Source organism: Cupriavidus necator A5-1 (assembly GCF_000744095.1).
GTDB lineage: Bacteria > Pseudomonadota > Gammaproteobacteria > Burkholderiales > Burkholderiaceae > Cupriavidus > Cupriavidus necator_A.
The window spans coordinates 48,760-63,094 of sequence record NZ_JQLI01000004.1; the positions used below are offsets into that span (position 1 = coordinate 48,760).

Annotated in this window: 14 protein-coding genes; 6 read left to right on the top strand and 8 right to left on the bottom strand. The window is 61.2% G+C overall.

The window, feature by feature from the left end; translation table 11 throughout:
* Window positions 1-35 precede the first annotated feature (35 nt).
* From K307_RS22220 to K307_RS22230, 3 genes are all read right to left on the bottom strand, one after another.
* Entirely contained in the window at window positions 36-1,064 is a 1,029-nt protein-coding gene (locus tag K307_RS22220; RefSeq protein WP_042875959.1) for an IS630 family transposase, read from the bottom strand.
* 705 nt (window positions 1,065-1,769) lie between these two features.
* Complete coding sequence (locus K307_RS22225; RefSeq protein ID WP_155301246.1) at window positions 1,770-2,111, bottom strand: hypothetical protein; 342 nt, start codon at window positions 2,109-2,111, stop codon at window positions 1,770-1,772.
* A 108-nt stretch (window positions 2,112-2,219) separates the two neighbouring features.
* The gene (locus K307_RS22230; protein WP_155301247.1) at window positions 2,220-2,558 is read right to left on the bottom strand and encodes a hypothetical protein; all 339 of its coding nucleotides are present in this window, start codon (window positions 2,556-2,558) and stop codon (window positions 2,220-2,222) included.
* Between the two features lie 503 nt (window positions 2,559-3,061).
* Between K307_RS22230 and K307_RS22235 the strand changes: the two genes are divergently transcribed.
* The 5 genes from K307_RS22235 to K307_RS22255 all read left to right on the top strand — a co-directional run bounded on the left by K307_RS22235 (window position 3,062) and on the right by K307_RS22255 (window position 6,859).
* A complete protein-coding gene (locus K307_RS22235; protein WP_042882854.1) occupies window positions 3,062-3,391 on the top strand; it encodes a hypothetical protein in 330 nt (109 codons plus the stop codon).
* A 373-nt stretch (window positions 3,392-3,764) separates the two neighbouring features.
* Window positions 3,765-4,274 carry a hypothetical protein gene (locus K307_RS22240; RefSeq protein ID WP_042882856.1) on the top strand — a complete coding sequence of 170 codons (510 nt, stop codon included), beginning with the start codon at window positions 3,765-3,767 and terminating at the stop codon, window positions 4,272-4,274.
* 266 nt (window positions 4,275-4,540) lie between these two features.
* Window positions 4,541-5,107: a TetR/AcrR family transcriptional regulator gene (locus K307_RS22245; RefSeq protein WP_042882858.1), complete on the top strand. Its 567-nt coding sequence runs from the start codon at window positions 4,541-4,543 to the stop codon at window positions 5,105-5,107.
* A gap of 408 nt (window positions 5,108-5,515) precedes the next feature.
* Window positions 5,516-6,067: a hypothetical protein gene (locus K307_RS22250; protein ID WP_042882860.1), complete on the top strand. Its 552-nt coding sequence runs from the start codon at window positions 5,516-5,518 to the stop codon at window positions 6,065-6,067.
* A 204-nt stretch (window positions 6,068-6,271) separates the two neighbouring features.
* Window positions 6,272-6,859, top strand: coding sequence for a TetR/AcrR family transcriptional regulator (locus K307_RS22255; RefSeq protein ID WP_042878229.1), 588 nt, complete (start codon window positions 6,272-6,274; stop codon window positions 6,857-6,859).
* On the opposite strand, the gene K307_RS22260 is transcribed toward K307_RS22255, so the two are convergent.
* The 4 genes from K307_RS22260 to K307_RS22270 form a co-directional block, all read right to left on the bottom strand.
* Window positions 6,845-7,312, bottom strand: coding sequence for an alpha/beta fold hydrolase (locus K307_RS22260; protein ID WP_230625996.1), 468 nt, complete (start codon window positions 7,310-7,312; stop codon window positions 6,845-6,847). The two genes, K307_RS22255 and K307_RS22260, sit on opposite strands and share 15 nt — an antisense overlap.
* On the bottom strand, window positions 7,296-7,508 hold the full coding sequence (locus K307_RS47935; protein ID WP_155301248.1) for a hypothetical protein: 213 nt from the start codon (window positions 7,506-7,508) through the stop codon (window positions 7,296-7,298). Before K307_RS47935 ends, K307_RS22260 begins: the two co-directional genes overlap by 17 nt.
* Before the next feature lie 774 nt (window positions 7,509-8,282).
* Window positions 8,283-9,581, bottom strand: a complete 1,299-nt coding sequence (locus K307_RS22265; protein ID WP_230625998.1) for a hypothetical protein — start codon at window positions 9,579-9,581, stop codon at window positions 8,283-8,285.
* 898 nt (window positions 9,582-10,479) lie between these two features.
* Window positions 10,480-10,947 (bottom strand): hypothetical protein, encoded by a 468-nt coding sequence (locus tag K307_RS22270; RefSeq protein WP_042882864.1) that lies wholly within the window; start codon window positions 10,945-10,947, stop codon window positions 10,480-10,482.
* A 277-nt stretch (window positions 10,948-11,224) separates the two neighbouring features.
* Here K307_RS22270 and K307_RS48580 point away from each other — a divergent pair, with 277 nt between their 5' ends.
* Window positions 11,225-11,881, top strand: coding sequence for a hypothetical protein (locus K307_RS48580; RefSeq protein WP_196251607.1), 657 nt, complete (start codon window positions 11,225-11,227; stop codon window positions 11,879-11,881).
* A 157-nt stretch (window positions 11,882-12,038) separates the two neighbouring features.
* Here K307_RS48580 and K307_RS22280 read toward each other — a convergent pair whose 3' ends face one another.
* Window positions 12,039-14,276 carry a DotA/TraY family protein gene (locus K307_RS22280; protein WP_042882868.1) on the bottom strand — a complete coding sequence of 746 codons (2,238 nt, stop codon included), beginning with the start codon at window positions 14,274-14,276 and terminating at the stop codon, window positions 12,039-12,041.
* Between the last annotated feature and the right edge of the window lie 59 nt (window positions 14,277-14,335).

A 14,335-nucleotide genomic window follows, 5' to 3' on the forward strand; every position in this document is an offset into this window, starting at 1 on the left:
CCCTGACGTAACGGTTATTCGGGCTGCCGACTTACTCATAAGTCAGAAATATAGCGGACAGATGGGTGCCTGAAGAACGAGCGCACGAGCTTCGGGCTGCGTCTAATTTGTGCAAGCTGCTCATGAATTCGCGGGCCCAGCTTTTCGCCTTTTTGCAAAGGGGAGCGCGCGACGCCGCTGCGCTTGACGTGACTCCACACTAACTCATCCGGATTGAGGTCCGGTGCGTAACCGGGCAGGAAATGCAAGGTCAGTTTTCCTTGCGTACTGGCAACGTAGTCCTTGACGATGGCTTTCTTATGCGCTGGCAATCCGTCGACGATCAGATGTACCGCCTTCTTTCGATTGAACATCAGCTTCTTGAGCAGCGTGACGAACAACTCACCGCTGAGCCCGCCTTCGTACGTGGCAAACCAGAAGGCACCCTTCGAATTGACGGCGGACGCCGCGCTCATGCTTTGCCGCTGGCCCGGCCGCTCGACTACGGGCGTTTCGCCGCGCGGCGCCCAGGTCTTGCCATGCACCGAGTCAGCTCGAAAGCCCGATTCGTCCCAGAAGAAGATATCCGCCTTCTGCTCACGAGCCTGCCTGGCAATGGCCGGATACGTGTCGTGCCGCCAGCGATCGATTGCCTCCGGATCGCGTTGGTAAGCGCGCTGCAGCGGCTTTTGCGGCGTCAGGTTCAGGCGTGCCAGCATTGCGCCGATCGAGGCCAGACTCAGCGTCACGCCGAACTTTTGCTGCACCAGTTCGCGAACCAGGTTGCGCGTCCACAGCCCGAAATCGAACCCGTACTGCATCGGATTCTTGCCGTTGATCCATCGCAGCACCCGCTGCTCCTGCGCGGGCGTGAGCGTGCGCGGGCGACCCGTGCCTTTGGTCGAGCGCAGCGCCCGTACACCACGGCCGCGCGCCTGGGCGCGAATCTTGTACGCCCACGACCGATTCATCCCAAGCGATGCCGCGACATCATCCGGATGCTCCCCCTCGGCCATGCGTTGCACCGCCAGGATGCGCATTTCTTCAAGCGTGTTGTGAGCCAGGCTGCGACCGTCCCGTTTCATGAGCGCTCCCTTCAATGACTTTCGCTCAAGCATAGACCATTTGTCCGCTAAGTTCCTGACTTATGAGTAATACAGTCAAACTACCAATCTGCCGTAGAACCCCGCAAACCCCACGGGCTTCCCGCCTCTGGGTTTGCTGCTCCCTTTGCCGCCCCTGCCCATGCCGCTGGCCGACACGGCTATCGCTGGCCTGGGCGATGAGGCGTTGGCCTTGAAAAGCCTCCCGCTTTGCCTAGCAGCATGTGCGCTGCCTGGAATTCGGCTCTGAAGTTGCTGCCGCTCCTCCAACAGCCAATCTATGTTGGGATGGGCGCCGACGTCGTCCGCGCGACTGTACGGCGCTGCAGGGATTCCAGTTGCGCTCTCAACAGCAGCAATACGCGATCACTGTCTTGCAGCCTCGGCAGATCTGCCCCGTTGCACGTTGCTCCGCCACAAGTGCGGCATCGCAGGCTGGGCACCGGTGGGGGACAAACAACCCGCGTAGCTCGCCGGGCTGGACTTCAGTGCCGCAACACTTGCACACATGACACCAGCCGCCGGCAACGCGAAAGCCCCCGCACCGGGAACAATGGTCGGTCGCGCCCGCAACGTGGTCAGGCGCAACGGACACCGGGTAGATGGAGTGGTATCGCTCGCCGAACTGCTGGATCTCGCTAACGCACCGCGGCGTGGCGCATCGAATTGAGGAGGTCTCGCTCACGATCAGCCTCCCGTGCAGGTTTGAGGATCCACGGCCGCCGGCTTTGCCAGCAGCGCGTCGATGCCGGCAACCGCCGCCGTGTACTCGCAGTCCGGGCCGGGCATGATCCCTTCCCGCTCGTTGTAGACGTGATCCCACATCGTCCTCTCGACGAGGTCACGCAGCTTGCGCAACTCGTTCGCCAAGTGGGCCTTCCTGCCGCTGAACGTGGCGACGGAGCCGGAATGCTCGCAGTAGTCGCAGGTGATGTCGGCATCCGGATCCCATGCCGAGACGCCCTGGAGGGTGACGCCGCCCGGCATGGGTTGTACGACAGAGGTGGCCAACGCGAAGGTCATCGTCACGGCCACAGTTCGGGCACGCCCGCCCGTGGCTCTCGAATACAGTCGTCATCGCAGGAATCTTCTTGTGTGAATGAGGGAGGTGCCGCCCGCAGCGGGCCACCCGACGGATCAGAGCGCCGCAAGCGGTCGGCGCGTGGAGGTGGTGCGGGAACTGCGGACTGCCCGTGCGACCATCCAGAGAACCGGCGAATAGGCAGTGGCCACGCACAACCCACCTACCCAGGCCGGCGGCGCGACGGACTCGGCGCAGTACCCAACCGTTGTCAGCAGCGCCAATAGAAAGGCGGAAACAACGTGGGCCGCTTGCTCGCCTTCGAATGCCTCACCCTCGCCAAGCATCTGCTTGAGGTGGCTACCGAGGTATGCCGCCAATGGCGCAACCACAGTCGAAGCGATAAGGAGAAAGCTGACAAGGGCGAAGGTCTGGGTTTGGTACATAGGTTGCATGGGGACTCCCCGGTGGTTTAATCGACAAAACCAGCCTATTTATCGCGCCGGAAACCCTGCAAATATTTCGTTGCAACCCGCCTTTGCGAAACATGCTCGCTTCGCGCCAGGTCTCGGCGCGGTCACTAGGTGGCGGCAGCGCGTGTAGCGCTTCCAAGAGCGCGGCCCCCGATGCGCTCACCCTTTGCTGCAACAGGTCCGGCCAACCGGCCTCACCGGAATCGACGCTGTCCGCCAAACCTGACCCTTCGACTTCGCCTTTCTGAGGAGCCCCCTGCATCCCCGCAGACCGTAGTTACCCGAAGTCACTGCGCATGAGCTGGGCGCGCGGCTCGGCGTGCAGCCCTAACGGCAGTGTCGGCATCGGTACGATCGGGGGCGCAGCTACTCACATCGGGATCAGGTTCCCACCATCAGGTGCGTCGGATACGTGGCGGGTTTGCGCGGGTACCCGGCCGATCCATAGGATGGACTCCACCAACAAACGATTTGTGGAGGCACAGATGGAACTGAAAGAGATCGAACACGCCAGTATCAGCACGTCTGGCTGGGTCGTCGTTCAAGCATCGCGGCTGGAGGCGCTGCGCAAACTCGCCGCGGCTGCGCAAACTGTTGTGCACGACTGGCCACAGGTGCTGACCGACGAAGAGGTGAACGGGGGTGACGCGGTCGACTGGATCGGGGGCTCTTCCGGCTATGTCCGGGAGGACATACCCGGTAGATGCCGCGCAACACCTGTCGCGAGTGCGACCCCCGCGGCGGCGGCATGCCAGCGGTGCGCGGTGGAGCGGAGCCGGGCGGAGGCGAGTCTGGTTGGTGGGCTGCGGACATGAACTTTGGGCGAGAAAGGCTTCCCTTCAGGCAGGCTGCGGGCGCGCGGGTGAAGGAAAGTTCATCCCGAGCATCTGTAGCCGGTTTATGCGGAGTGACGCCGTACATTTAGTCGGCCGCTATCACACCGATAGAAAACTTTTTCCTTGACTATCTACCTAGTAGTAGATAGCATTCAGTCCATGGAACCGCTGCACCGCCAGCAGCAAGCAAGAACGGGCGGATAAGTGGCGATCCCATTGCATTACCGCAAGGTGGTCTTTTTTTAGCCCCGAACGTCTATCTACTAGTAGATGCGATCGTGAAAAGAGACCTGCCGGAAGCCCTGATACCGAATTGACGCGATCCCGAAACATCGCCATCCAGGAGCCCACCATGAATGCCAAGTTCGCCAAGACCCTGATCACCGCCGCCACCCTTGCCGCCGCGCTTGCCGGCGGTGTCGCGCAAGCCGCGGGTGTGCAGGACAGCAGCTTCGCCGGTGACAAGTACGGTTACCAGTTCCGCGTCGGCAAGACGGATGCATTTACCGACGGTGCCCGTACCGGCAACTTCGACCCGTTCACCGAAGGCGCCCGCGCCGGCAAGTTCGATCCGTTCACGGACGGCGCGCGCGTCGGCAAGTTCGACCCGTACACCGACGGCGCCCGCACGGTTGCAGGCCTGGACCGCAGCAGCGTGTCGTCGCAACCGGGCCGCAGCTTCGACCCGTACACCGACGGTGCGCGTGTTGGCAAGGCTGATCCGTACACCGACGGCGCCCGCACCGTCGCTGGCCTGGACCGCAGCGGCGTGTCGTCGCAACCGGCCCGCAGCTTCGACCCGTACACCGACGGTGCACGCGTAGGAAAGGCTGACCCGTACACCGACGGTGCCCTGGCCTGATCGCTTCCGGCCCTGAGGCCGGCGGCCCAACCCTTTACGGTGGCGCTCCCGGTGAGCGCTGCCCGATGGAGTCCATCATGAGTTTGCGTGACAGCATCCTGCTGCTTGGCGGATGGCTTGTGCTTTGCGTGACGAGTGGCTCGATGATCACCTTCGCCGCGCAGGTCCTGCCTGGCTAAAGCACATGCCCCGATTGCTAGGGAATTACCCGAGCCTCGGGGCATTTCGACTTGAGCGTCTATCTTCGCGTAGATAAACTGTTTTTCATGAAAACGCAATCCGTACGCGAGCAACTGCTCGAGCACACGCTGGTCCTGATCCGACGCCGTGGCTTCAACGGCTTCAGCTACCGCGACCTGGCGGAACTGGTCGGGGTCAAGACGTCCAGCATCCACTATTACTTCCCCAGCAAGGACGACCTGGTCCTGGAGGCGGTGAAGGAGTACAGCGCGCGCATGTCCGAGCGCATGCGCGCCATCGACACCACCTTGCCAGTTACCGAACAGGCGGCGATCTACCTGGCGCCATTCCGTGCCAGCTGCGGTTCGGACCAGATCTGCCTGTGCGGCATGCTGTCCACCGAGACGCTGTGCCTGCCTGAATCCGTGCACAAGCTGCTGCAGGGTTTTTTCCTGCTCAACGAGCAGTGGCTGACCAGCTTGCTGGAACGCGCGCAACCGCAGCGCAGCACGCCGTTCCCGGTGCCGCCGCCGCGCCTGGCGCAAGTGGTGTTCGGCTCGCTGCAGAGCGGACTGATCGCGGCGCGGCTGTTCGGGACTTCCGATCGGGTCGAGGCCGCGGCCGATACTTTGATGGCGGCCGTGTCCGGCTGAGTTTTTCGCGCATATCAGTGGCGCGCTCAAAGCCGCCATGTGGCTTACGCTGCATGACGGCTTTTTTATCGGGCGCGATCCGGCTCGCGGGCCACGGCTTCGTCCCTCAATTAACGCAATAAAAACAAAGAGATAGCAGGGACGCTGCGGTCCCTAATCCGGTCGATTAGAAAACTTTTTCCTTGACTATCTACCTAGTGGTAGATAGTATTCAGGGCATGGAAGCGCCGCAGCGCCACCAAGCAGCAACAAAGCGCGGCTTAGCGACGATCCCATTGCATGACCGAAGGAGGTCATTTTTTCAGGACCGGTTATCTATCTACTAGTAGATGCGGAATGAAGAAAGCGACTGCCACAGCCACTGATACCGATTGACGCGATTCACAACATCGCCCCCAGGAGCCCATCATGAATGCCAAGTTCGCCAAGACCCTGATCACCGCCGCCACCCTTGCTGCCGCCTTTGCTGGTGGCGTGGCCAACGCCGCCGGCGTGAAGGACAGCACCTTCACCGGCGACAAGTACGGCTATGAATTCCGCGTCGGCAAGGCGGATGCCTTCACCGACGGTGCCCGCACCGGCAATTTCGACCCCTTCACCGAAGGCGCCCGTACCGGCAACTTCGACCCGTTCACCGAAGGCGCACGCGTCGGCAAGCCCGATCCGTACACGGACGGCGCGCGCACGGTCGCAGGCCTGGATCGCAGCGGCGTGTCCTCGCAACCGGCCCGCAGCTTCGACCCGTACACCGACGGCGCGCGCACGGTGGCAGGCCTGGACCGCAGCGGCGTGTCCTCGCAACCGGCCCGCAGCTTCGACCCGTACACCGATGACGCACGTGTCGGCAAGGCTGACCCGTACACCGACGGTGCCCGCACGGTTGCAGGCCTGGACCGCAGCGGCGTGTCGTCGGAACCGGGCCGCAGCATTGACCCGTACACCGACGGCGCCATCGCGTGAGAGCCGGCCGGCCTGGTGCCGGCCATCTGAATCTGCCAGGCCGCCAGCATGCGGCCCGACTCAAGGAGTTGATCGTGCGTTGGCTTGACACTGCGCTGATCCTGGGCGGATGGGTGGGGCTTTGCCTTGTAAGCGGGTCCCTCATTACGCTGATCGCACAAACGCTGCCGGCCTGAATTGCCGGCAAGACGAGGAGCTGGTCCCATGAAAACCCGATCCGTACGCGAGCAGCTGATTGAACATGCGCTGGTGCTAATCCGGCGTCGGGGTTTCAACGGCTTCAGCTACCGCGACCTGGCCGAACTGGTCGGGGTAAAGACCTCCAGCATCCATTATTACTTCCCGTCCAAGGACGACCTGGTGCTGGAAGCGGTGCGCGAGTACAGCACGCGCATGCAGGGGCGCCTGGGCGCCATCGACACCAGCCTGCCCCCGGCGGAACAGGCGCGGCAGTACCTGGCGCCACTGCGTGCGGGCGCCGGCACTGACCAGGCCTGCCTGGTCGCGATGCTGTCGGCGGACGTGCTGGCGCTGCCCGAGGCGGTACGCGCGGTGATGCAGGACTACGTCCGCTTCAACGAACAATGGCTGGCACACTTGTTCGAGCGCGCCGCGGCACAGCGCGAGACGCCGTACCTGGAACCGGCGCCGCAACTGGCACAAGCGGTGTATGGCGCGTTGCAGACCGGCCTGATCAGTGCGCGGTTGTTCGGCTCGGCGGAGCGGCTTGATGCCGCCGCGTCGCTGTTGACCAGCACCATGCCGGTCGAGCAGGCCTTAGCCGACGCCTAGCATGACCCGGGCCGCGGCGTCGCACAGCCACTGCGGATCGTCGTGGGGCAGGTCGTGGCCGGCCCAGTGGTGTGTCAGCAGCGGCGCGCCCCAGGCCTGCGCGATGCGTGTGGAACACATCGGATCGACCAGGCGATCGGCTGCGGACGCAACCAGCAGTACCTTGCAGCGAGGCGCGCTAGCGGGCGCGCGATAGCGTGCCGCAGCCAGCAGTTGCGCCAGCGCCGACTGCCGGCTGACCGGCGCATCGGCGGCGATGGCCTTCCACGCGTCGATATCGCCCGCCAGCGTATCGGCACGCGCGCAGGTGATGGCGTGGATGGTGCGCTCGCAGAGTTCGCGGTCGTGCCAGCGCTGCGCCACGCGCAGCAGCTTGCCCCAGTTGCGCGGGCGCAGCCCGGCAGTCGCTTCGTGGTCGATAGCTACGGCGATGGAATTAGTCGATGTGTGCATCGCTCACGTTTGTTAGGCCGACGCCATGCTCGGCGAGCCAAGCATCGGAAACCGCTGCGTGCCAGGACCTTGCGCGCACGCTTATGACCGAGTATTGCTGTTCGATCAATGAATTGATGAATGCTTCGAGGTGTGGTGACAGCGGTCCTGTTGCACTTCGAGCGAGCGCAATCGCGCCCTCAATGGTCGGTTCCAAGATGTTCTCCTTGCGGGCGGAATGCCCTACAAGGATGATTGCTATGTTCGGTAAAGTTGACCAGCATGTCCTGCGTCACCGCCTGAGCCGTTGTGACCAGACATAGTTCTGCGCAGGACATAGTTCCGGACGGTGTGCGAAATCCTGGGGATCAGCGGCGAACCGGTTGGCCAGGATGCCGTCGCGAAATGGGTCGCGCTGCACTACGGCAAGAGCTACGATGCCGAGACGGGCCCGGCGAAGGCGGAATGGATCCGTCGTTATCAGGAGTCGCACCAGGAAGCCGCGGCCCTGGCCACCAGCTCAGCGCCGCCCGGTGCGCCGAGCAAGGCAAGCCCACTATGCCTGCAACTGTACCGATCCACTGTTCCCGGTTGCGAGCTGGAATCGAACCGGGCAGGACATTACGCCCCGAGCAGATGCGCGATGGTATCCAGAAACGTCTCGACGCCGCCTACTCCGAGGGGACGCCGCTCGAAATGATCGGCCAAAGCAAACTGCGGAAGTTTGCGCCTGATTTGGGATCCCCGGCCCCACTAAGGATCGCGGCCGGGGGGCGCCCACCCGCAGCCGGGAATCTCGGGCGAGGAGGCTCCCAATTATTGCTGAATAGTTCCGTGGTCCTCCCACAGAGATTTCAGCGAAGCCAGGGCCGCCCAGCCCCTTTATTCACCGCCGAGTGGAGCGAATAACTGCCCCACTCACTCGCTGTCTCGCCAAATTGAAAAGTGGTCGCCGGAACAGCCTAGTAATGATCCGGTTACGCGCCCAGTTTTATTCGCGCCCACTAGCCTTTTCCAAGTTCCCTACTCGTTCACTATCCGAAGCTGACTGCCGATCAGCAGGTTTGTCTCCGCCACCGCGACCTGAAGGATGGGCATATATGGCCCTGCCATAATATGAACTCGCTTTCAAAGGCGAATTACCCATTTCCGCTGCGGTAGCGACGACCCCCTGTCTTGCCTTCCGATTTGCCCCGAATTGGCCGCGCATTTGGTAGAGCGTGAATTTAGGGCCGTCCTTGCCGAACACCGCCCGTGACGAACTCCATAGATAACGGCGTGCCCGCATGTAAATCAGATCGAATTCCTCGCCAGCATTCATCAGGCGGCGCAGTGTCACCATGAAATCATCGACGGCCGCCCTATCGCTTTCGTCTATCGATACCAGGCGGTATTTTGGCTCCCCCTGCTCCACCCCTTCCCCCACCGGTTCGAGCTCAAGCCGGGCGAGGCCCGCTGTCCAGTCGGCTTGCTGCCGTCGCTGCTTTGCCGTCTTGACCTGCAGGCGAGTTTTATCTTCATCAACCCAAGTTGCTTCCACCCATTCGACTGGACGCAATCCCGCAGCCAATCCGGCTCGCAACCAGGCACCGACCAACAAGCCAACGCTGATATCCCTGGATGACACCTCGGCGCGTCGGTCGAGGTATCGCAGTAGCCGGTCGAAGTCCCGCTTTGCGAAAGTACGTTTGCGTTGCGACTTCGAGGAGTAGCGCGTCGCAGTGGTGCCGAGTTTGGGACCCTTGAATCCATCCTTCGGGCAACCTGCCAGCATGATTACCCTCGCCTGCATCGCCTCGGGATCGTCTGCCATCCCCTCCAGCCAGTAGAGCACCGCAGCACGGCTCGTGTTCCATGTCGACGGCCGCAGTTCCGGTACCCGGCGCAACAGTAGATCCACAATCTCCAGCGGGCCGACAGCTCGGCGTCTCGCGCCGTCTTCATCCTCGGCGACAACCTGCCGCCAGAGCGAGTCGACCGCCGCTCGATATCGAAAAAGGATGGGGTCGGAAACTCTCTGCACCGCGGGCCCGAAGGCGGTATTGGTAGTTGCGCTGATCGGATGCGGCCGACGCCCTTTCTTGCCTTGTGCCGGGTCGGCCCCCATGACGCCGTGTTCATCGTATACGTTCAGTCCTGACTCAGGACCACCTGCTCGATGAGACATCTCCGACAGAACGTAGCTCGGGATCTGCCCTTTCTCCGCCGGAGACTTGAACATGGCTAGTGCGACCTCTAACCCAATTTTTGGCCGCTCATAGGCTCCCGCCGCTGCAGTTCCATCGTTCATTTCCGCTCCGGAATGGCCCCCCGTTTTGTCGTTACATTCAATCATCTTCGATCAGATCTGAAAAGGTCGCAGTTGCACCGTCGAGTATTCTATACATGTGATGTGAAGCGCGTTCTCTGGTATGGTGAAAATGTGATCTTTGTTCTCGCAAAAATGTGAACTTTTTTCACCCCGCGCCGCGGGCTTACCCAACCTGGCCCGACTCTGCACCCGCTCGCGCTTTAGGCGCCAGTGGGAACCTCGGAAGCGCGCTGAATTTGCTCGCCGACTAGCCAATACCCTTCCAAAGCCACCACTGCTCCCCCGTCGCGAATTGCTGAAGGCCAAGGCCATCCTGAACTCGGCTATGTGATCTTGATGTGAATTAGTCTCCGGCTATATGTGAGATTTACGAGTGCCAACGACGCTCATTTTTTCCTTTTTATTTCAATCACCTAGCCATACCCGTGGCGAGTCACCGTGCGTCATGTATTGAACCGCGCCGTTGATGTATTGAACCGCGCTTGCCGATTTCTCCCAGGCGCACCGGCCGAATTCACGGGCGATAGGTCCAGCACTGTAAGGGGAGGACACGGTTGGAAATTTCGGGGAAAAAGGGTAAGGGTCGGAGCAGCAAGGCTACCGACGCGCTTGAAGCGCTTGAACGCGCTTGAACGCCCTTGAGCGCGCTTGAATGGCGGAAGTCGGGCGCCACGCCTCTGCGCCTCCGGGGCGGCTGGGTGCTTAAATGCGATTGAAAGCGCTTGAAAGCGCTTGGACGCGCTTGGAGGCGCCTCCCCAACCGGTGAATCAAACTGCCGCCGTTGGGAGGCGAACTGGCTTGGAAGAATACGCGTGAGGGAGGCCGGCTGCGCCGGCCAGTGAAGAGGGCCGAGGAATGCCGGCTCAGCGAAGCTGCTTACATGGAGCGTTGGCGGCTTTCCTGTTCGCCGAAGCGGGCACGGGCATCCCGAAGATCGCTGTAGATTGAGGCACTGTCTTCCTTGGCAGTGGCAATCAGTGATGTGATCCGGCTAGCAGCAACAATCGGCGCGACCGTATCGCCGGCGGCTTGGGCATGTACCCTCGCCTGGTGCATGATGGTCATGATCCGGCGTTGAGTCGCTTCTGCCTCCTTCCTCTCGCGGTGGCCAGCGTACACGAGGAGGTCCAAGGCGGTGCGGCTGCTGTTCTGCAACCCGCTCAATAGCCATTCGCAGTCTGCGCCCCAACTCGCCCGTCGCGGGGACTGGAGATGCAAGTCGATGTCCGCAAAGGCCCCGGACATTTCGTCGGCCAGGCGTTCTGAGCTTGCCGTTACCGCGGCTTGCAGGCGCTGGAGATATTGCTGTTGCTGGCCGGCATGGGCAGGAGTCGGTGAGATCATCGGGATAGCAAATATCCTATAGGGTTGGGTGCTACTGCGAAATATACCTCTCCGGCCGACTGGAGTCTAACTCCCCTTTTGCCGCCGGAAAAGGACGGTGAGAAAGATTTACGTGGTCCCCCCCTTGACATGGCATCATCGAATCGTGGGGCTAGAAGAACGACATTTGTAACGGTAACCTTCTGCCAGAAGACCGCCTAACAATCGGCCATCAACCCGAGGGGATAAATCGGATGCCCCGCACCGACGTTGGGCACCGGATAACAGGACGAAGACCATGAAGTTCACTAATCACAACCTATCTGAAAAGGGATTGGCGCCTTTTACAGCTGTGATGGCTGCTATCGGCCCTGGCGTGGTAGCGGCCCAGACTGCTGCAGTCCAGGGCGTATTGAATTCCCGCACTTTGACGATGGCTACTTTGGTGCCCGCGTCGCTATTTTCGGTGCTCGCTTTGGGCTATGTACCTTTTGAGCTTGCACATGCGCTTCTCACCGGTAATGTAACGGGCCTGAATGCCGCGCACCTTGAGGTGATGGGGTGCGCGCTCTGCATTTTCACCCTGGTGACGACTGCTCTTTACATGAAGGCGTACAAGTTCGGCCCCGGCGTTTTCAGTCTCGCTAGCGCGTGGATAGTTCGGCTCGGCATAATAGGCGGTTTTGCGCTGGCGGCCATAGCTGGCTTTCTCGGATATGAAAAGACCGGTTACTACATAGCCGCTGTGCTTGTCGCTTTCTATCCCGTTAGTGCCGCAGAGGACCTGGCGGCAATGATTGCCAAACACCCGGTCGCTGCCGGACAGCCGATGACCGAGGTTGAAAAGTACCTGTGGCACGGTTTTCCCGCCCTCGTGGCAAGGATATGCGGCTGGACTGGTTTTGCGATAGTCACCCTGCGGGCCTTGATTTGGTTCATTCACCTTCGCCACTGATGATGTCTCTACTTAGACGCCTAAGTTTTACGCACAGAGAAGCCCCGCCGAGCCGGGGCTTCTTCCATTCTGGGCATGACCACCTCCGAAGCACCTTGCTGCTAGGGCCCCCCCAACGAAAAAGGCCCGCGAGCATTGCGGGCCTTTCTCACTAGGACTAACCAGATATCTTTGCGGCTTGCCCGCCCCAACGCGCGAAGCTCTGCACTGTCCCCTCAATCTTGTGGTCAAGCTCCTTAGCGAAGCGCGCCTCCATGCCGCTCCCGAACCATGCGATCACCCGATCGGCCAGCTCGTAGATAAGGTTGAATAGAACCTGAAGCATCAGGATCAGCAGCATCAAGAGGATGCAGAAGAAGCCGATGATGCTCAGCACCCCGGTGGCCGAGTTGCCTTGCACATTAGCCAACGCCGGTCCGAACATCTGAAACAGCAGGGTCCCCACCAGTACAGACGTCGCTGAAGCGAAGAAGAAAGCGAGCACCATCAGGCCGGGACGCAATAGCATGTTCAAGATGTAGAGATACCCCTTTTCGGTTCGCTGGCCGAGACCCTCACCCTCTGCGTGAAGGTGGGAAAAAGCCCAGATCTGCGCCGCGATCAAGCCCTCAATGAAGCTCGCGAAATAGCTCACCAAGCCGGTGAACCAGGTGATAAACGGGATGAATGGTACATAGAACGAAAGGACCATCCCGATCACCATCAGCGCACCGAGCAGCATCGGCGCCATCCCAGCAAAGTCTGCCAAGATTGTTCCGAAGATCCCGCCGCTCAGCTTCAGCAACTTGCCACCCAGTCCCTTGGCGCCGGGGCTCTCAGAGGCGACCTGCCCTGCAGCTTCAGCGGCGGCGCCCACCGGCGTGCTTCGTGCCACTGCGGACGCCAAGTATGCGCCTTGGACGCCAACGAGCAACCAGTCTCCCAGATTCTTGGCCGCGATCAACGGGTTGACCATCCCGGTTCCACCGGAATCGGCGGCCACACCGTTAGTAATCGCCATGATGATGGACTGTCCCACGGAGCAGTTACCGGTCGCGGTCCCGGCGCCCACAGCGTTTCCAACCTTGTTGCTCACGCTCGACAAGAGGCCCGGCTCGTCGCAGAAATCACCCGCCCGTCTGGCCACCGCTGTGTTCGCCTTGATGCCAAGTGACTTTAGCCCATCGGACACGGACTCGATCCGCTGGCCTCCGGCGGCCGCAAGCGCCTCCTCTGCGCCTTGAACTTGCAAGGTCGTCTGGGTCATGGCGGTCTGAATTGCGGCGTTCATCTCCGCGAATGCGCTGTACCAGGAGCCAATGGTCGCCCACCCGCCCTGCTTCATATTCTGAAGCGCCCGATCCTTAAGCGAGTGGTCTTCCTTCGGGTCGCCACGAACGGCCGTCAGAAACTGGTTCTGCGCCTCAATCATGGTCTTCGCCACGTCCATGTCCGGGTAGGTCGGCACGGGGTTGATGCGCATATGGGTCTGACCGTCTTCCGCCGCGTAGATATCAAACCACGCCTTTGCCAGCTGCTGGATACTGCCGTTCACTGACTGCAGCATCGCTGGATACTGCTGGTTAGTCCTAGCGGCAATTGCCGTGATCTTGTCATAGTCCACTGCAGCATTGCGGAATCCACCCAAGCTATACCCCGATCGAGCGCCATTTCCGTGCGTGACGATGGTGACGCTGCCGCATGAATCCGGTGCCACCAACTTGGTGCCGTCAAAGGTTATCTCCTGCGTTGCCTGGCCGGTCTTGCTCCGATAGTCGTTGCTGAGCATCGTGCACACGTGCATCGAAAAGAGTTCACGGCCAAGCTCCCCAGTAAAGCCAACTGTCCCGACACCTTGAGCAATCGCCGGTGGCGGGACGATTGCCTCGAAGTCGGCCGCACGGTCAATAGCCGTGTTGGAGAGCAAGTTTGCGAAGCCGATCCCCAGGATTCCCACCATCATCATGACCGATTGCGCGAGTGAAAAGCCCCCAAACACCGGCAACATCCCACCAACGCCAATCGTCATACGGATGGGCAGCCAAAGCGAGCTCAGCCGCTTGCCGAGGACCTCGCCTTCGTGTGCGGTCTGGGCGATCCCTGACAGGACGTGGTAGCCGACCCAGGACGCCCCGACGACGAACAGGCAAGCATTGAAGATGAAGAACATGCTGCCGAGCAGCTCAGTGGGAGGGCCAACAGCGGCGAACGGGTTTTGTCCGAAGTCGCCAAGCATGTTGTTAAGGATATTCCGAGCCTTATCGTCGGCCCCCGACCCAGCGGCCTCGATTTGGCCGTACGTCGGCATGTCCCCCACAGACTGAGCCCACGTTTGTGCCGACCACGCGACAAGCACGAGGCACAGCACCAGCGTAAGCACGAGAATCGGCTGCTTGCGCCAGATAGAGCGATCCATTGTCGTTCCCCTTTAGAAAAAGGTATGCCCGCACATTCGGCGGGCATGACTTCGGTGGT